The organism is Mucilaginibacter lutimaris (genome assembly GCF_042676625.1).
GTDB classification, from domain to species: domain Bacteria; phylum Bacteroidota; class Bacteroidia; order Sphingobacteriales; family Sphingobacteriaceae; genus Mucilaginibacter; species Mucilaginibacter lutimaris.
The window spans coordinates 313,159-331,692 of sequence record NZ_JBHTIA010000013.1 but is presented as its reverse complement, the minus strand read 5'-3'; the positions used below and the strand labels follow the sequence as shown (position 1 = coordinate 331,692).

Annotated in this window: 15 protein-coding genes and 1 pseudogene; 9 read left to right on the top strand and 7 right to left on the bottom strand. The window is 43.3% G+C overall.

Features of this window, described 5'->3' with window-relative positions; translation table 11 throughout:
* Positions 1–339 carry a hypothetical protein gene (locus tag ACFQZI_RS19375; RefSeq protein WP_377145454.1) on the top strand — a complete coding sequence of 113 codons (339 nt, stop codon included), beginning with the start codon at positions 1–3 and terminating at the stop codon, positions 337–339.
* Positions 340–350: 11 nt separating this feature from the next.
* Positions 351–730 (top strand): annotated as a pseudogene (locus ACFQZI_RS19370) (DUF5071 domain-containing protein).
* 110 nt (positions 731–840) lie between these two features.
* Here the strand turns inward: ACFQZI_RS19370 and ACFQZI_RS19365 are convergent.
* The gene (locus tag ACFQZI_RS19365) at positions 841–1,515 is read right to left on the bottom strand and encodes a lipid-binding SYLF domain-containing protein (RefSeq protein ID WP_377145452.1); all 675 of its coding nucleotides are present in this window, start codon (positions 1,513–1,515) and stop codon (positions 841–843) included.
* A 149-nt stretch (positions 1,516–1,664) separates the two neighbouring features.
* Between ACFQZI_RS19365 and ACFQZI_RS19360 the strand changes: the two genes are divergently transcribed.
* Positions 1,665–2,651: an acyl transferase gene (locus ACFQZI_RS19360; protein ID WP_377145451.1), complete on the top strand. Its 987-nt coding sequence runs from the start codon at positions 1,665–1,667 to the stop codon at positions 2,649–2,651.
* A 62-nt stretch (positions 2,652–2,713) separates the two neighbouring features.
* Complete coding sequence (locus ACFQZI_RS19355) at positions 2,714–3,370, top strand: PH domain-containing protein (protein ID WP_377145449.1); 657 nt, start codon at positions 2,714–2,716, stop codon at positions 3,368–3,370.
* Between the two features lie 80 nt (positions 3,371–3,450).
* Here the strand turns inward: ACFQZI_RS19355 and ACFQZI_RS19350 are convergent, their stop codons facing one another.
* The 3 genes from ACFQZI_RS19350 to tyrS are packed head-to-tail and all read right to left on the bottom strand — an operon-like array spanning position 3,451 to position 5,719.
* Positions 3,451–3,903 carry an RES family NAD+ phosphorylase gene (locus tag ACFQZI_RS19350; RefSeq protein WP_377145447.1) on the bottom strand — a complete coding sequence of 151 codons (453 nt, stop codon included), beginning with the start codon at positions 3,901–3,903 and terminating at the stop codon, positions 3,451–3,453.
* Entirely contained in the window at positions 3,904–4,398 is a 495-nt protein-coding gene (parS, locus tag ACFQZI_RS19345; protein WP_377145445.1) for a type II RES/Xre toxin-antitoxin system antitoxin, read from the bottom strand.
* Positions 4,399–4,435: 37 nt separating this feature from the next.
* Positions 4,436–5,719, bottom strand: a complete 1,284-nt coding sequence (gene tyrS, locus ACFQZI_RS19340; RefSeq protein WP_377145443.1) for a tyrosine--tRNA ligase — start codon at positions 5,717–5,719, stop codon at positions 4,436–4,438.
* 183 nt (positions 5,720–5,902) lie between these two features.
* Between tyrS and ACFQZI_RS19335 the strand changes: the two genes are divergently transcribed.
* Both ACFQZI_RS19335 and rpsA read left to right on the top strand, forming a co-directional pair.
* Entirely contained in the window at positions 5,903–6,568 is a 666-nt protein-coding gene (locus ACFQZI_RS19335; protein WP_377145441.1) for a hypothetical protein, read from the top strand.
* Positions 6,569–6,779: 211 nt separating this feature from the next.
* The gene (rpsA, locus tag ACFQZI_RS19330) at positions 6,780–8,783 is read left to right on the top strand and encodes a 30S ribosomal protein S1 (RefSeq protein ID WP_377145439.1); all 2,004 of its coding nucleotides are present in this window, start codon (positions 6,780–6,782) and stop codon (positions 8,781–8,783) included.
* A gap of 74 nt (positions 8,784–8,857) precedes the next feature.
* Here rpsA and ACFQZI_RS19325 read toward each other — a convergent pair whose 3' ends face one another.
* Positions 8,858–11,635, bottom strand: coding sequence for a hypothetical protein (locus ACFQZI_RS19325; RefSeq protein WP_377145437.1), 2,778 nt, complete (start codon positions 11,633–11,635; stop codon positions 8,858–8,860).
* Between the two features lie 119 nt (positions 11,636–11,754).
* On the opposite strand from ACFQZI_RS19325, the gene pyrR reads away from it, so the two are divergent.
* Both pyrR and ACFQZI_RS19315 read left to right on the top strand, forming a co-directional pair.
* Complete coding sequence (gene pyrR / locus ACFQZI_RS19320) at positions 11,755–12,303, top strand: bifunctional pyr operon transcriptional regulator/uracil phosphoribosyltransferase PyrR (protein WP_377145435.1); 549 nt, start codon at positions 11,755–11,757, stop codon at positions 12,301–12,303.
* Between the two features lie 131 nt (positions 12,304–12,434).
* The gene (locus ACFQZI_RS19315; RefSeq protein ID WP_377145434.1) at positions 12,435–13,364 is read left to right on the top strand and encodes an aspartate carbamoyltransferase catalytic subunit; all 930 of its coding nucleotides are present in this window, start codon (positions 12,435–12,437) and stop codon (positions 13,362–13,364) included.
* Between the two features lie 23 nt (positions 13,365–13,387).
* Here ACFQZI_RS19315 and ACFQZI_RS19310 read toward each other — a convergent pair whose 3' ends face one another.
* Together ACFQZI_RS19310 and ACFQZI_RS19305 are read right to left on the bottom strand one after the other, a co-directional pair.
* Complete coding sequence (locus tag ACFQZI_RS19310; RefSeq protein WP_377145433.1) at positions 13,388–14,461, bottom strand: hypothetical protein; 1,074 nt, start codon at positions 14,459–14,461, stop codon at positions 13,388–13,390.
* An 81-nt stretch (positions 14,462–14,542) separates the two neighbouring features.
* On the bottom strand, positions 14,543–15,850 hold the full coding sequence (locus ACFQZI_RS19305) for a flavin monoamine oxidase family protein (protein WP_377145430.1): 1,308 nt from the start codon (positions 15,848–15,850) through the stop codon (positions 14,543–14,545).
* Positions 15,851–16,192: 342 nt separating this feature from the next.
* Here ACFQZI_RS19305 and ACFQZI_RS19300 point away from each other — a divergent pair, with 342 nt between their 5' ends.
* Positions 16,193–18,505: a family 65 glycosyl hydrolase domain-containing protein gene (locus ACFQZI_RS19300; RefSeq protein ID WP_377145429.1), complete on the top strand. Its 2,313-nt coding sequence runs from the start codon at positions 16,193–16,195 to the stop codon at positions 18,503–18,505.
* Positions 18,506–18,534: the final 29 nt, after the last annotated feature.

Below are 18,534 nucleotides of genomic sequence, written 5' to 3'. Positions count from 1 at the left end.
ATGTTATTCCCGGTTATATTATTACTCTCGTTTATTTGCGGTTACCTGTTCCCATGGTGGGTGGGCTGTATCATGGCATTTGGTGCGGCCATCATCTTCGGCAAAAGATCAAGCTGGGCATTCTGGAGCGGCTTCTGCGGCATTTCACTGGCATGGATAGCCCTGGCATTATTAAAAAGTTTCCCGAATGAACATATCCTGGCAACCCGCGTGGCGCATGTTTTCCACCTGCCCAACTGGGGTTTGTTACTGACAGTTACCGCTTTAATCGGTGGTTTGGCAGGGGGGATGTCGGCGTTATCAGGGTTATTGGTGAAGCAGGCTTTTGAGAAGGGGTGATTAGAAAAGTAATGAAAAACTATGTTCCGAAAGATAAATTTGATTTTGAGGCGGCTGAAATTCTCAAATCACTTCCCTTTGAGACTATAAAATCAGATGTGCCACAACTATTAGAGTGGCTGCAGGATATGAATTGGCCTGTTGCTAGTGAAGTCAGAAATTATTTCATCCCGCATATCAACAAGATCAAAACGAACTGATTGGCATCATGAATAGTGATGATAGTATGTGGAAGTATTGGATTATTTTACTAATAAACATGTCACCTAATAAACCAGTTCCAGAATTAATGTCCGCAATAAAGAGGATTTCTGAATATCCTACAAAAATTGAAGTTGAAGATGGAGTTGACGAAATGGCTGAAGATACTCTTAATAAGTTTTCTGAATGACTTTCCCCATTGGCCGAAGTTTCAACTTCATCTCTAAAATGTATGAGTTTCCAGTTAACAAAAAGCCCCAACCGATCGGTTAGGGCTTCAATTACAATATTATCGTTTATTTATAAAGCGGCTAAAGCAGCTTTTAAACCGGTAACGGCAGGTGTTTTGTCTGCCGCCCTTGCAAAAATGTCTGCAGATGCGGTGGCTTCGCCATAGTAGGCTTCGTTAGCGCTTTTGTTAATAGCCAGGTTTGAGCCGTTGATGCTGATGCCAGCAAATAAACCTTTGCTGCGCGAGTACGAGTAAACTTCGGCTTGCAGCTTATAATCGGTACTGGCAGTGCTGCTGCGGCCAACAGGGCCTGCTGCTGCAGATACGTCGCCACCAATGGTAAAGTCGCCGCTTTCTACCTTAGCCAAAACACCCTTGTTACGGAAAACCAAAACCATATCAACCGATTGTACACCTATCTGGAAGCCTATGCTGCCGCCTGTAAGGGTGATGAATACCGGGTCGCTCCACTTGCCATCGGCCATTTTAACCATGGCAACGCCTTGGCCGCGTTTACCGCCAATACCAAAACCCGCGTTAATCAGTTTCGGGATGATGACGATGCCCTCATATTCTTCTATCAGTTCATGCGGTATACTTTCCTTCATCTTACTGAACTCTTTGATAACCTTAGTGGCATCATTAATTTTTGCGGTGCCTTTTTCGTCGGCAGGTTTGGCAGATGCCATTATAAAAAATGCGCTTAGCAATAATGGTAAGCTTAAAAATTTTAATGTTTTCATGATAGTATCTGTTGTTGAATTTATGTTTCTATAACTCTAATTTAGAATATTTGTTGTAGATGTTTAAGCATAACCAGTCAAAATAATGACATTCAATTGCATATTTAAATATCCGCTCATCGGCCTATTCGCCTTATCTTTGCCGCAGCATGATAAAGCCCGGTAAATCGCAGATATTCGGTATAAACAATAAGGATAGTTTTAATGAAACCGCCCTGCAGGTATTTCAATACCAGGCAGCAAATTGTGGCGTTTATAAGGCGTTTATTAGTGGTTTAAATATTGATCCTGCCGATGTAAAACAGGTTGATCAGATTCCATTCCTGCCGGTAGAGTTTTTTAAAGCGCATAAGGTGACCACATCAATAGGGCCGGCTGACGTGATTTTTACCAGTTCGGGTACCACCGGGATGATCACCAGCAGCCACCATGTAACAGATGTAAGCTGGTACGAAGAAAGTTTTCGCCGGGCATTCCAATTATTTTATGGGGATATAAGGGATTATACGGTGCTCGCCCTGCTGCCGGCCTATCTCGAACGTGAGGGCTCATCGCTGATATACATGGCGCAGGATCTTATTAAGGGATCCGGCAATACCGATAGTGGCTTTTACCTTTATAATCACCAGGAATTATACACCAAACTACAGCAGCAAAAGCAACAAGGCAAACCTACATTATTGATAGGCGTAACATTTGCGCTATTAGATTTTATTGATACCTACCAGATTAATTTCCCGAAACTGATTGTAATGGAAACCGGTGGGATGAAAGGCCGCCGCAAAGAAATGATCCGTGAGGAATTGCATGCATCCCTTTCCGCAGGTTTCGGGGTAGATGCTATTCACTCCGAATATGGGATGACAGAACTTTTATCACAAGCGTACTCAAAAGGAGAGGGGATATTCAATTGTCCGCCATGGATGAAGATCGTTACCCGTGATACTAACGACCCTTTTACGTTGTTAGGCAGGGATAAAACAGGCGGGGTAAACATCATCGACCTTGCTAACATCAATTCATGTTCGTTCATAGCTACGCAGGATTTGGGTAGGGTATATGCCGATGGCTCTTTTGAAATATTAGGGCGGTTTGATAACTCGGACATCCGTGGTTGTAATTTGCTGATCGCTTAAATCTAAATTTACAAGGGTTATATAAATATTCTTATTTTTACCACAATCAAGACATCAATATCATGATAGATAAATTCTTACGCGACGAACAAGACCCTAAAGCCGTTGAAAAAGTATACAGCCGTTTGGTTGACCTGCTTACTACCGGCGAGGAAATTATATACATTGCAGTACAAAAAAAGCCCATTGTAAACCTTTTTCCTGATTGCATCGCTATCACCAATAAACGTATCCTGTTCTTTACTCCGGCAAACCTTGGCTTGTCCATAAAGTTTGTTGATTTTGTATGGAAAGATATTGTTGATGTTTACACAAAAGAGGAAATAATTGGCGCTGTATTTAGTGCCAAAACCACCATTGGTACCGAAATGGGTGTAGATTACCTGCCTAAAGTGCAGGCCCGTAAACTATACCAATACGCACAGGAGCGCAAAGAGGCCGAACGTGAAGCCCGCCGCCTACGCGAGTTGGAAGAAAAACGTGCCGAATCGGGCTCGGTAAATATTGATCATGCAGCGCATACCCCTTACCAGCCACCGGTAGCGCAGCAACCGGCTGTTGCCCCAATGCCTCCTCCAGCACCTGTAGCACCGGTAGAAGAGCCTAAGAAAGATGAGTTAACCGAAAAACTGAAAAGATTAAAAACTCTTTTTGAGAGCGGCCTGATCTCACAGGAAGAATATAACCACAAGAAACTCGAATTGCTAAGCGATTTTTAATTGTTAGAGATTGGAGAGCGGCGATTAGAGATTAGTAAAATAACAGAACTAATCTCTGATCTTTATTAACTAATCTCTTTCTACAAAAGCCTATCATCAAAGCTAAAAGGGTGAGTATTAATAATGCTCACTTTTTTTATGTCGGGGTGCCAGGGGTTAAGCAGGTAGTTATATTCCTCAGGCACAACAGACGATGGTACTTTCATCATCAGGTATTTGGTTTCGCGGATAAACTGGTTGCCCAGGGTTTTCAGTTCTGCGGGTGGTACCGCGTCTTTCCAATTTTCGGGTAAGGTTGTGGCGTCAAGTGTTAATACGCTGTTTTCGGGCACTTTTATTTCGGCAACGCAAAAATTATCGGGCAGTAAAAGCGGCGGTAGGTGTACCAATACTTCCAGCACAGCTAACGCCCGCGATGATGCTAAATAAACCATTGATTTTCCCTCACTGTTCCAGCGTCCACCATACAAGCGTGCGCCGGTGCCGGTAAGGTCTTTAATGTAATTACAGTTAGCAATCCGGTAGAGTATCATTTACGCGAATACACCGTGCTCTATGCGGCCAAGTTCTTTAAAAACCATGTCAAAACCTGCAGAGGTATCTAAAAAATTAACCGGGGCCTCGCCGTTAAACATTAAGCCAGGGGTTTTCATCCAAAGCTTAAATTTATCTATCGAGCCAAAAACCTCTTCGCCGCGGGTGTACAGGCGCACAAGCTCAACGGCCTTTTCGGCATACTCGGTTTTGATGATGGCATCATCCTCGTAACGTTGCAGCGTACGTTCTGATATATGCAGGATGTTGGCCAGCTCCTGAATGCTTAAAGATATTTTTTTAGCCAAAGCAAGCAAAGCCTTTTTAGGGAAACCCTGGCGTGCCAGTTTAATGATGTCAAAATCTGAAGAGGTGGCAGCAGTTTTTGCGCCTCCTAACAAATTATAAAACGGGGTTGATGATGCCTGTGTAATATACATTGCCATAGGTTCATTAACCTCGTTTTTTGCAGTATGTTTTACTTTGTACGACATTTATACAAATGTAATTACCTTTTGTCGGATATTCAAATTATTCAACAACAATTAAAAAATAATTTTTCTTGCCTTTTTGTGCTACTAAGTATTTGTTGTTGATGAGTTTAGCAGTTGCGTAAACATCATCGGCTGTATTCACTTTTTCTTTATTGATGGCTACTCCACCACCCTGTATCATTTTCTTAGCTTCCCCTTTTGACGGGAATACGGTAGTTTTTACAGCTAACAGATCTGATACGTTTATACCTGCCTCCAACTCACTTTTAGCTACGGTAAAGTTGGGCACGCCACTAAATATAGCTAAAAGTTCCTCATCATTCAGTTCGCTTAAAAACTCAATGCCGGTATTGCCAAATAAAAACTCGGTAGATTTGATGGCTTTCTCAAAACCGGCCTCGCCATGTACACGCAGGGTAATATCTTTTGCCAAAGCTTTTTGTAATACACGAGTATGTGGCGCGGCATCATGCTCGGTTTCCATCGCTTCAATGGTTTCGCGGCCAAATAAAGTAAATATACGGATGTAAGCCTTCGCATCAACATCGGTGGTATTTAACCAAAACTGGTAAAACTGGTATGGCGATGTACGGGCAGGGTCAAGCCAAACTGCGCCGCTTTCGGTTTTACCGAATTTGGTACCATCGGCCTTTTTAATCAATTGAGTAGTTAAGGCATATGCTTCGCCCTGGTCCTTGCGGCGAATCAGTTCGGTACCTGTAACAATATTACCCCATTGGTCGCTGCCGCCCATTTGCAGCACGCAGTTGTTATGTTTCCACAAGTAGTAAAAATCGTAACCCTGTACCAATTGGTAAGTAAACTCGGTGAACGACATGCCGGTATCGCCCTCAAGGCGTTTCTTAACCGAATCCTTAGCCATCATATAATTAACGGTAAGGTGCTTGCCCACATCGCGGATAAAATCCAGGAAGGTGAAGTTTTTGAACCAATCGTAATTATTAACCATTTGGGCGCTATTGTCGCCGCTGTTGAAATCAAGAAATTTTTCGAGTTGTGCCTGTACCGATTTGAGATTGTGATTCAACACATCCTCGCTCAACAAATTACGCTCGGCAGATTTGCCCGACGGATCCCCAACCATACCGGTAGCGCCGCCAACCAAAGCATAAGGCTTATGGCCCGCGCGCTGAAAGTGTATCAGCGTCATGATCTGGGTAAGGTGGCCAACGTGCAGCGAATCGGCAGTTGGGTCGAAACCAATATATCCCGAAGCCATGCCTTTATTCAACAGTTCTTCGGTGCCGGGCATAATATCATGCAGCATGCCTCTCCAGCGTAATTCTTCAACAAAATTCATCTTATATATTTTAAAACCGATTTCATCGGGATGGCAAAGATAATAGAATAATTATTTGGTAGAACGGTTGTTAAAATTGAGTTACCAAACCGTCATGATATTATAATTTCTGCGGCGTGGCTGCATTCTTTAGCCCGGTTTTTGTATTTTGTTCAAAATGCACATAAGTGTGGCTTGTATCGTATGAATTTTTTATCGCATTATTATTTCGACCGGGACACCACCAATTGCTACTTTACCTTGGGTACAGTACTCCCCGATCTTTTAAAAAATGCCGATAAAACCATTATTCTTCATCCAGAAAAACTGGTACACCAAAACCCGCAGGTTAATTCTATAATCCAGGGCTGGAATAAACACTTGCTGGTAGATAGGTATTTCCACTCTGCCGATTTTTTCCTTACACATTCGCATACTTTAAAGAATCTGCTGGCACCTGTAATTACCCAATCTCCGGTAAAGCCATTCTTTTTAGGACACATAGCCATTGAACTGATATTAGATAACCTGCTCATCACCACAAATGAAATAAGCGTAAGCCAATTTTATGACCATCTGGATAGCTGCGAAGAGCCGGTTATTCGCGAGTTCCTGCTATTTGCAGGGATGGATAATCCCGACGTATTCTTCAGGTTCTTCGCCGAGTTTAAACGCAGCCGGTACTTAAACACCTATGTTAATATAGAGCAGATAACCTATGCGCTTAAACGGATATGTATGCGGGTTTGGCCTAACCCTTTTACGCCGCAGCAAGAAGCAGATATGACCACTATCCTGTTAACTTATCGACTGGGTCTTATACCCAACTTTATGAGTATTTTTAATGAGATAGGAGAGAAGCTTAATTAACCGTTAATTTAGGTCTTTTCGCAACGTCTATCTTGCAAATAATCAATACTATACCTCTCGCCGCAGGCGGTCATAAAGAAATTCTTAATATTTTTCAATAAAAGTGCTTAAAAGTCAACAATTAACACTAAAAATATTTTTTTGTCTGATAAATATATCCGTACCTTTGCAGTCCCAAACGAGTGTTGGGAAAAAGGAGTAAAATTTATTAATGGCAAAAAAACAAGAAGCAGAAAAAGAATTAAAAGCAAAGGAAGCTGAGCTGGGTACAGTTACGGCAACCGCTGAGAAAGAAACAATTGAGTCAGAAGCTGATTCAATATCAATCGAGGAGATTAAATCTCAGATCGCTGCAACACCTGATCAGGATTTTGACTGGGATGCAGACGACAAAAAATTTGGTAATTACAGCGATAGCGACCGTGAGAAATTAGAGAAACTTTACGACGGAACATTCAGTTCAATCACTAAAGGCGAGATCATCACCGGTACAGTTGTAAATATCAACAACAAAGATGTGGTATTAAACATTGGATTTAAATCTGACGGTTTGGTATCTGTTTCTGAGTTCCGTGATACACCAGACCTTAAAGTTGGTGACACAGTTGAAGTATTTGTAGAGTCGCAGGAAGATGCTAACGGTCAGTTAGTATTGTCTCGCAAACGTGCAAAAACTCAAAAATCATGGGAGCGCATTAATTCTGCACTGGATAACGATGAGATCATTACAGGTTTTGTTAAGAGCAGAACTAAAGGTGGTTTAATTGTAGATATCATGGGCGTTGAAGCCTTCTTACCAGGTTCACAGATCGACATCAAGCCTATCCGTGATTACGACGTGTACGTTGGTAAAACAATGGAATTTAAAGTTGTTAAGATAAACCACGAGTTTAAAAACGTTGTGGTATCGCACAAAGTGCTTATCGAAGACGATCTGGAAAACCAAAAAACTGAAATTGTGGCCAAACTTGAAAAAGGCCAGGTATTGGAAGGTACCGTTAAAAACATTACCGACTTTGGTGTATTTATTGACCTTGGTGGTGTTGACGGTTTACTACACATTACAGACATATCTTGGGGCCGTATCGAGCATCCGAGAGAAGTTCTTGCATTGGATCAAAAGATCAACGTTGTTGTGCTTGATTTTGATGACGAGAAAAAACGTATTGCTTTAGGTTTAAAACAACTTACCCCGCACCCTTGGCAGTCATTAGATGAAAATCTACAGATCGGTTCAAAAGTTAAAGGTAAAATTGTAACCGTTGCAGATTACGGCGCGTTCTTAGAAATTATCCCGGGTGTTGAAGGTTTGATCCACGTGTCAGAAATGTCATGGTCTCAAAACTTACGTAACCCTCAGGAATTCCTGAAAGTTGGCGACGAAGTTGAAGCTCAGGTATTAACCTTAGACCGTGACGAGCGTAAAATGAGCTTAGGTATCAAACAATTGACTCCTGACCCATGGCAAAACGCAGGCGAGAAATACGCCATTGGCACTCAGCACGTTGCTACAGTTAAAAATATGACCAACTTTGGTGTATTTGTTGAACTGGAAGACGGTATTGACGGCTTGATCCACATCAGCGACCTATCATGGTCTAAAAAAGTAAACCACCCTAACGAATTTACTAAGGTTGGCGAAAAATTAGACGTAGTAGTTCTTGAGCTGGATATTGATAACCGCAAACTTAGCTTAGGCCACAAACAGCTTGAAGAAAACCCTTGGGATACTTTTGAAACTATCTTCACTATTGATTCGATCCATGAAGGTACTGTGTTAAAAGTAACTGATAAAGGTGCTATCGTAGCTTTACCTTACGGTGTTGAAGGCTTCTGCCCAACCAAACACCTGGTTAAAGAAGACGGTAAATCTATAAAAGCTGAAGAAACAGCCGAATTTAAAATTATCGAGTTCAACAAAGAGAACAAACGTATCGTTATTTCACACTCACGTATCTGGGAAGAAGCTCGTACCGACGCCCGTGTGCAAGAGTTCGAAAACCGTAAGAAAGAAGCAAAATCTGCTAACAGCGCGGTTAAGAAAGTGAAAGAATCAGTAGAGAAATCAACTTTAGGTGACCTTAGCGTTCTTGCTCAGTTAAAAGAGCAGATGGAAGGTGCAGAAAGCAAAGCCGCTAAAAAACCAGCTGCCCCTGCTGCTAAAGCTGAACCGGAAGCCGATGCTCCAGCTGCTGAAGAAACCGAAGAAGTTTAATCTTTTAAGTTTTATATACAAAAGCCTCCCGATTTATCGGGAGGCTTTTTTTGTGGATTGTATTTTCGACAAACTTAATTTACCGGCTTACTCTCCACCTTTACTTTAATCGTTTGAGCCCCAAACCGCCCTTGTAAATCGGTGCCCTCAATGTTTACAGTATAGGTTGACGGTTTGTCTGCAGCGTAAAAGGATAGGGTCGCTTTACCATTCTCGTCGGTTACCAAATTGGGTTCCCAATGTATGGTTGAGCGGTTTACACTTGCATCATAAGTACTGTTAACCAGGTAGCGTGGTTTATAAAATTGCCGTGCTTTATACAGTGGTTCCGGGCGGTACACATAAATCCCGCCTGGCGATTGCGTTGAAGGCCCGGCACCGCTACGTGTTTGGATAACCAAGTAAGATAGCACGTCTCCCATTTGTCTGTCCCAAACATGATAGATCACCATTTGCTTTACATCAGCGGCTAAAAGCCCGGTCAAGTATGATTTTAGAAAATTAAAATGGGCATTAGGTGCCTGACTCATCATGTTAAACCGGTTGACATTGACACCGTCTATTAATATAGCTAACATCGGGTTGCCATCCATCAAAAAATTGCTATTAGGATTTCCGCGATACCCACTCATTACTTTAAATCCTTTTTTTGTGAGTAAAAGATCATATAATGTTTGGCGGCCTGCTTTTATTAATTGCTTTTCATCAAGGAGTAGGTCGGTATAGTCAATATCGTTACCCTCTTCATCTTTTAAAGTTGTTTTGCGCTTATCGCGGATGGTTACTTCGCTCAGTAGTTTGCCTTTAACATCGGCGAGGTTTATCTTTTCAATCGCCTGTTTGCTGTTGGTGTTTTTGGTGTAATAGGTTAAAAGCGCGTTATCCGTATTTACAAACCAGGGCATCAGGCTGTTGGGGTATGGGGGCATGGTTTTAGCGGGTTTTATCTCATCAACCTCCACCTCACCACCAAAGGTAGATCCTTTTTTATTATTCACTTTTACCGTATATATCGCAGAATCAAGATAGGGGATATTATCAAATATAAATCTCCCATCCTTACCGCTTAATGTATCCATTATCATTGCATTTTCGCGGTTTTGCAATAGCAAAGTTACTTTTGCATTTGGAGCCGGTTTTTTAAACATTCGGGTAAGTTTGCCGCTTAAACTATTGCCAGTTTCCGGCAAAAATTTGGGCTCTTTGCGGGGCTTTAACAAGTTATCCCAATCAAAGCCTGTCCAACCCTGGGTAAGCAGCAGGTCATCGAGCGCTTTGGGGGCATCGGGGTTGCCGGAGGCAAAATACCAGCCGGGTTCTTCAATGGTTCCTTTAAGTTCGGATGCCAGCAGCATGCCACTTAAAATATTATTGCTATAGGGCGATGTTTTTACCTGAGCGTCATCTGTTACCGTTGCCGCGAAGCTCCCGGTAACCGGGTTCCCGTTGGTGTTAGTTACGGCAATTTCAAGAGCGATGCTGTCTTTTGGCTGATAGCTAAGTTTGCCGATAACCGCGCTTATTTTCAGGTTGTCATGATGGTTTATAAATATCTTACGCTCATTCAGGGTATTGCCTGCGTCATCAAGTAATGTGAAATTTACAATACCTGTGGCAAACCTGCTTTTTGGGATACTAAGGTTATAAAAGCCATTGTCGATTTTAAATGATGAGCCGAAATAAACCGTATCAACCCCCTGGCTGATAAGCGAATAGCCTTTATTTTTATCATAAATGTTTGCGCTGATATAAATTTTAAGGCTATCGGGCTGCGAAACGTTATCTATTCTAAGCACTAAGCCCGCTGGTTTAACCGGCGGAAGGGGTATGGTTTTTAAACTGCCGGCATATTTAATTTGAGCCTTGTACATCTCATTAGCCGAAGGCACCATCCTAAAGTTGCCCATGCCGTTATGTGCCGATCTAAATGTAGCAACTTCCTGATTTTTAGTATTGATAATTACTCCACTTACATCAATGCCAAGCCCGTCATCGCCAATGGCTTTAAAGGCTATTTTATTAAGTAACCCGGCCACCATATAGCCGCCTTCGGGCATAAACTGCACATCAATATTTTGTGCCTCCCCGCCGGGATAAAATGGGAAGCTTTGCCTGTTCTTTTTATTGGCACCATCCTGCAAAACCAGTTTAAGGTTACGGGTATCCGCTTTGGCAGGTAATATCCATTTGGTGTTGAATGTGCCCTGGTCTGAGGTAACGAATGTTTTTTTAAATATGGTTTTATTGCCGTTTAGCAACTGCATCTGCACATCGCGGTAGGTAACTAAGGTGTTATCCGGGTTGCTTAAACGTACAGCAAGGTCAACCTCGCGGCCTTCGGCTGTAGATTTTATAGTGTGTTGCTCGCTGATCAACCAGTTGTTTTTACTATCGTCGCCAATGTAAAAACGCTTGTGAAAAAACGCATTCTCGCCAAAATTCTGCATCCAGTTGGTATACGCGCGTAAGGTATATGCCCCATCATTATACCGGGAAGGGCTAAGTGTAAAATCTCCTGTACCCATGCCGTTTTGTGTTGGCATAACCAAGCGGTCTACAACACGGCTGCTATCGTTAAGTAGTTCTACATAAATTTTGGCGCTTATATACGATGGTTTTTTGTTGCCGCTGTTAACAAGGTGAACTTTAAACCAAATGGTATCGCCTGTAAAGTAATTAGGTTTATCGGTAAGCAGGTATAGCTTTTCCTGAGGCATACGGGTGTTTTGCTCCTGTATGCGGGTAACCATTTCTTTTACCCCTCCGGGCTTTATACTTTGTGCATATGCAACAGGTGATACCAGGCAGTTTAAAGTAAATAAAAGGAGAAGTATTTTTATTATGTGGCGCATGGTATAGGTTAGCTGTGTGCTTTAAATTTAGCATTTTGAGATGTGTTTTTCAAGTAAAATATCATGGGTATTCCACAAATCAGCAAAAAAATTTACCTTTGCCCAAATCCACCCTTACGATGCAAAACTTAACGCTGCTCGACGGTCAGAAATTCCAAATTACAATTCAGCGTTTATGTCGTCAGTTAATTGAAAATCATAACGATTTTTCAGGCTCTGTTTTAATTGGCATACAACCCCGCGGTATTTACCTGGCTAAACGCGTAGCCGACGAATTAAGAAAGATCTTACCCGATAGTAATATACAGCAGGGCGACCTGGATATTACCTTTTACCGCGACGATTTCCGCCGCCAGGGTTCGCCATTGGTGCCTAATCAAACCAAGATAGATTTTATTATAGAAGGTAAAAAGGTAATTATGATGGACGATGTACTGTGGACAGGCCGTACCATTCGTGCTGCTATGGATGCCATGCAGGCATTTGGGAGGCCGGAGAAGGTTGAGCTGCTGGCTTTGGTAGACAGAAGGTACTCGCGCCATATCCCGGTATCGGCAGATTATGTGGGTATCGAAGTAGATTCCATCGCATCGCAAAAAGTTGTAGTAAGCTGGAAAGAAACCGATGGCGAGGACAGGATTGTGCTTGTATCGGAAGTAAAAGAATAAAATAGAATATAATCATTGCGGAGAGCTTCGATGAAGTGATCTCGTGGCAATGTATAAACGCTTAACATGCAACGTGATTGCCACGCTATCGCTCGCAATGACATAGCTAAATAAATTTCATAAACAGTATAATGGCAGGACTAAGCACACGTCACTTACTCGGAATAAAAGATTTGAACAGGTCGGATATCGAACTGATATTTGAAACCGCCGATAATTTTAAAACGGTGCTGAACAGGCCTATCAAGAAGGTGCCGTCGCTGCGGGATGTAACTATCGCGAACATCTTTTTTGAGAACTCCACCCGTACCCGTTTATCATTTGAACTTGCCGAAAAAAGGCTTTCTGCCGATGTAGTGAATTTTGCAGCGTCATCATCAAGTGTAAGTAAAGGCGAAACGCTGATAGATACTGTGAACAACATCCTGGCCATGAAGGTTGATATGGTAGTAATGCGCCACCCTTACGCAGGCGCGGGCATCTTTCTGCAAAAACACGTTAAAGCCCAGATAGTAAATGCCGGCGACGGCGCGCATGAACACCCTACACAAGCGCTGCTCGATGCCTTTTCTATCCGCGAACGTTACGGTGACGTGGCCGGTAAAAAAGTGGTAATAGTAGGGGATATTCTGCACTCGCGCGTTGCATTATCAAACATCCTTTGCCTGAAACAATTAGGTGCCGAGGTGATGGTTTGCGGGCCAACAACGCTGATCCCTAAATACATTGGTTCGCTTGGTGTTAAGGTTGAGCATAACCTGGTTAAAGCCCTAAACTGGTGCGATGTTGCCAATATGCTGCGCATTCAGTTAGAACGCCAGGATATTAAATATTTCCCAAGCTTGCGCGAATACACCATGATGTTTGGCCTTAATAAACAAATATTAGATAGCCTGGATAAAGAGATAACTGTAATGCATCCCGGACCCATTAACCGGGGTGTTGAAATAACCAGCGATGTAGCCGACAGCAAGCAATCCATCATCCTGGACCAGGTGGAGAACGGTGTGGCTATCCGTATGGCGGTGCTGTACTTATTGGCAGGGCAGGCGCCTTTGTAAATGATCCGTTAAACTCCAATTCTTTATAATTGATCCCAACTAATTGTGGCATTCATGTTCTCTTGCCCCCAAAAAGTTATGGTACGCAGCGTATTATCTATTGAAATAGACCATAGGTAACGGGTGCCCTTTACATTGAATTGTTTAACGATGTTGCCTTTGCTATCATACGCTACTACGCAAATAAAAAAATCATTGCTTTTATTATCAAATGCCCAATAAGTATGGTCGTTATAAACTAATACAAGAACGTTGTTTTTTTCGTCGTGGCTGTTTGGGCCATATGTCCATTTGTTGCTTAAACCGGCCGGCATAGTTATGGCTTTAACAGGCATCGTTATAAGTCGTGGCTGTATGTATTTCCTTAGGCTGCTATGGTTAGGATCAGTGTCATCAAGTTTAAGGTCGCGCCAGTTAACAGTTGCTTTGGCGCCCGACTGACCCGTAAATGTAACTTGTTTATTGGCATCATCTAATGTCATCTGGTCTATGTACCTCGCTCCGCGTACCTCCCAATCCTTAACAATTGTACCATCTTTATCAAAAGCTATAATGGCGAAAGCAAGGCGGTTATCCGGGTAGATATAGGTAACGTATTTATAATTTTCCCAAAGCAATACAGGTACATCATGGCCTGGGTTAGCGGGGTTGCCGGTCTGTCCGTTTCTCCACAAACCGGCAGGGGTGGGTGGTACCTGCGCCGATGACAAAATCTTTATAACAGGCGGTGGGTTGATACTATCGTCCTGCTTTTTTGAAATGCATAATTCCTGGAGTTTAACAGTGTCGCTTGCACCACCTTGCCCAAAAAAAGTAACGGTTTTTTTTGCAGCATCTATTTCAATATCCCATATATAACGCACCCGCTGCAAGTTCCAACGTTTTACCATCTCCCAATGGTAATTGTAAGCTACAATGGCTGCCTGGCCATTATGCACAAAATCAAACACCCAATAAACATATTCGCCCCAGGCAATAACTTGCGCCCTGTCTTGTTGGTTAGTTGTGTGTGGGCCTGCATAAAAACCAATTACTGCGTCACTCGGTCTCGAGCGCGGCGTTTCCTGTAATGGGAATAATTCAATGTGAGGCTGCATAATTGCGACAGGTTAATTTACAGCAATATAAGAGCCTGCTTTTTGAGGTACAAGTTATTTTCAGCTTTTTATTAACCTTTTTTACACTTTATTTATTATCCTGTTTGCTGCCTCCAACCCACTGCTCAAAGCGGCTTCTACTGTGCCCATAGCGTTACCATCATACAAATACTCTCCTGCAAAGAAAATGGTATCCTCAACAGGGTTATTTAAAACTTTGCGTGCTTTAGGTGTTTGAACGGTGTCATAAGCATACGACCCGCGGGTAAAAGGATCTGCCGACCAGTTCATGACCCGGTAGACTATCAGTTTACCTTTCAATTCCTCAAAATCGCGGTTAAATATCACGGCCAGTGAGCAAAGGCCTTGCTCCATAATTTCAGTATCAGGCAATGCGGCTTTGTCGGCCGCCGCGGGGCCGCCTATCCAGCCGGTAAGCACGGTAGAATGTTCCGGCACCTGTGTCCACCAGGTAGGGATCTCTTCCTCGCTAAAGAGGTAGCCCATCGCCTCAACGTTTTTACCAGCCATGGCGCGTGTTTTCTCATCCAGCCAAAAAGCGGTATCAAACTCAAATAATAGCTTAATTACCGAACCAAACCCCATTTGTTGAATGGCTTCGCTATGGCTTTTTATAGGTGGGTTAAAAGTAATTGCACCTGTTTCACCTATTTTCGCTTTAAGGACGCCCAAAGGCATGGCTATCAATAATTGCGAAGCTTCGTAAATTGTACCATCCTCAGTTATGGCTTTTACTTGCCCCGCTTTCCACTCGATGTTTTTGACTACAGCGTTTAAAAATACCTGTCCGCTTTTGCGTTTGCATTCCGAGGCGAGGTAGTTTATCATGCTGCAATAACCGCACCTAAGCCTGTGTTGTGCCCCCATGTCTTCGTGTTCCCATTCCTTACGCAGGGCAAATGTGCTGGCATCCCGCGGGTCGGCTGTATCATAACCGGAAACATATTCCCAAACAGAATTGCGTAACTCCGCATATTTATCCCCCGGAAATTCCTTTAATAAAAAATCCCAGATGTTAGTGTCCTGTTCCAATTCGTCAAAGCGTTCTATCAGCAAGTCCCACTCCTCAATAACCATGCTGTTCTCTTCGAATTTACCATCGCGATAGCGCCACATTTCGGCGTTGGCGCTATGATATTCAATGCCTGCTTCGTTTAACAAATTGAGGGTAACGGGGAGATCGCCATGTACAAACTCGGCACCAAGCTCGGTATGCTTAAAAAATAATTCGTCGCTTAAACTGTGGATGCGCCCACCCGTACGGTTACGTGCCTCAAGTACGGTTACCTGCCTGCCAGCGTTGCTAAGGGTACGCGCGGCCATCAAACCGGCGGCGCCTGCCCCAATAATTAAGATGTTATTTTTCATACGATAGGTAAGGCAAGGTAAAAGTTATGGGCGGAAGATGCAAGTGGCCTGATCTGCGGGGACAGGTTTACCGGGTTATTTTACTCACCCCGACATCACTTCGTTTGTCGACCCTCTCTTCGCTACGCGGAAAGAGAGCTTAAAAGAATTTTCACCCTCTCTGCGAAGCAGAGAGGGTCGCGCACGAAGTGCCGCGGGGTGAGTGAACTTTCACCAGCATGCTCAACCGCATATCCCTGTGCTTTGGAGAGTGCCGGATACGGGCCGTGTAATTTATACACCTAATTATCCATGTTTCTCTTATTTTAGCGAAAACTATGCAGCCATGCTGTACCCATTAACATGAAACAATATTTTAAGGTTAACGAGTGGAAGATCATTGAAGAAGGGTTCGACCCCTCCTATAACAAGGTTACCGAAAGCGTTTTTAGTTTGGGGAACGGCCGTATGGGGCAACGCGCCAATTTTGAAGAAGCCTATAGCGGCGAAACCCTGCAGGGCAATTACGTGGCGGGCGTTTACTATCCGGACAAAACCCGCGTAGGCTGGTGGAAGAACGGCTATCCAGAGTACTTTGCCAAGGTGTTGAATGCTGCCAACTGGATAGGCATCGACGTTTGGATAGGAGATGAGCAGCTTGACCTGGCCAAATGGGAAGTGATAGATTTTAAGCGCGAACTGAATATGAAGGAGGGCTATCTGCACCGCAATACGCTGGTAAAAAGCCCTCAAGGAAAGATGGTGCGGATAGAAAGCACCCGTTTTTGCAGCATTGTTGACGATGAGATGGGGGCTATCGCTTACACGGTTACCTGTACAAATTATTCCGGCGGAATAAGGCTGATACCTTATATAGATGGCGACATTATTAACGCCGATTCCAACTATGGTGAAAAGTTTTGGGGCGAGGTGAGCAAAGAAATAAGTAACGATACGGGCGTTATACAACTACGCACTAAAAAGACCGGATTTGAAGTGGCTACCGCCATGAAAATAAGGCTATCCCAAGGCGGCAAACCGGTTGATTTTATATCTGAACAAATACAAAAGGAAAAATACATAGGCGCGGAAATAACCGTGAACGCTGTATCGGGACAACCAGTAACGCTTAAAAAATATGTGGTGAACCTTTCATCGCAAAACCACAAAACCGACGAACTTTCTACAAAGGCACTTGCCGAAGTTGAGCGTATAAGTGAAAAAGATTTTGCTCTATTGCTGAATGAACAGCGCCTTGCCTGGGCCGAAAAATGGAAACACAACGATATTATTATAGAGGGCGATGCCGTGGCGCAGCAGGGCATCCGCTTTAACATATTTCAGCTTAACCAAACCTATACGGGCGAGGACGACCGGCTTAATATTGGCCCCAAAGGCTTTACCGGTGAGAAATACGGAGGCTCCACCTATTGGGATACCGAAGCTTATTGTGTGCCATTTTATTTGGCAACAGCCGATCAAAAGGTAGCACGAAACCTGCTGCTGTACCGCTACAAGCAATTGGGTAAGGCAATTGATAATGCCAAACTATTAGGCTTTAAAGACGGAGCGGCACTTTACCCTATGGTTACTATGGATGGCACCGAATGCCATAACGAATGGGAGATAACCTTTGAGGAGATCCACCGTAACGGGGCTATAGCGTTTGCTATTTTCAATTACGTGCGCTACACCGGCGATGAAGCTTATCTGACCGATTACGGCTTAGAAGTGCTCATTGCTATTTCGCGTTTTTGGGCGCAGCGTATCACGTGGTCGGCAGAGCGGCAGCAGTATGTGATGCTGGGCGTAACCGGGCCAAACGAGTATGAAAACAATGTAAACAACAACTGGTACACCAGCACCATTGCGGTTTGGTGTTTAAAATATACTATTGAAGCTATTGGCAAAGTTAAACAGGCCAATCAACATAAGTACAATGATTTGATAACCAAGATCAGTTTCCGCGAGGAATATGAGTGTGAGAAATTCGCGGATATTATTGGCAAGATGTACCTGGGGTATGATGCTCAACTGGGCATATTTTTGCAGCAGGACGGCTTTTTGGATAAGGAACAAATCCTGGTTAAAGATCTGCCTAAGTCGGAATTACCGCTTGTAAAGAAATGGAGCTGGGACAGAATACTGCGATCGGTTTACATTAAGCAGGCTGATGTATTACAAGGACTATACTTTTTTGAGGATGACTATAATTTAGAAACCATCCGCCGTAATTATGATTTTTATGAACCGCGCACGGTGCATGAGTCCTCGCTGTCACCCTGCGTACACGCCATATTAGCCGCTAAGTTAGGCGATATTGACCGGGCTTACCAGTTTTACCTCCGAACCTCAAGGTTGGATATAGACGACTATAACGACGATACCGACGATGGCTGCCACATCACCTCCATGGCCGGTACCTGGATGGCTGTAGTAGAAGGTTTTGGCGGTATGCGGGTGAGGGATGGTAAATTGTCGTTTAACCCTTTATTGCCTGCGGAGTGGAAAGCGCTGTCGTTTAAGGTTGGTTTTAGGGGAATATCACTAAACGTTCGGATAAGCAAAGACGGAGCGGCCATTACTAATTATTCTGATAAAAGTATTACGGTTAAAGTGTATAATGAAGAGTACGCGATAGACGCAAATTCTGAAAAGCAAATCAAAATAAAGTAAACACCTTGTCATGCTGAGGGACGAAGCAT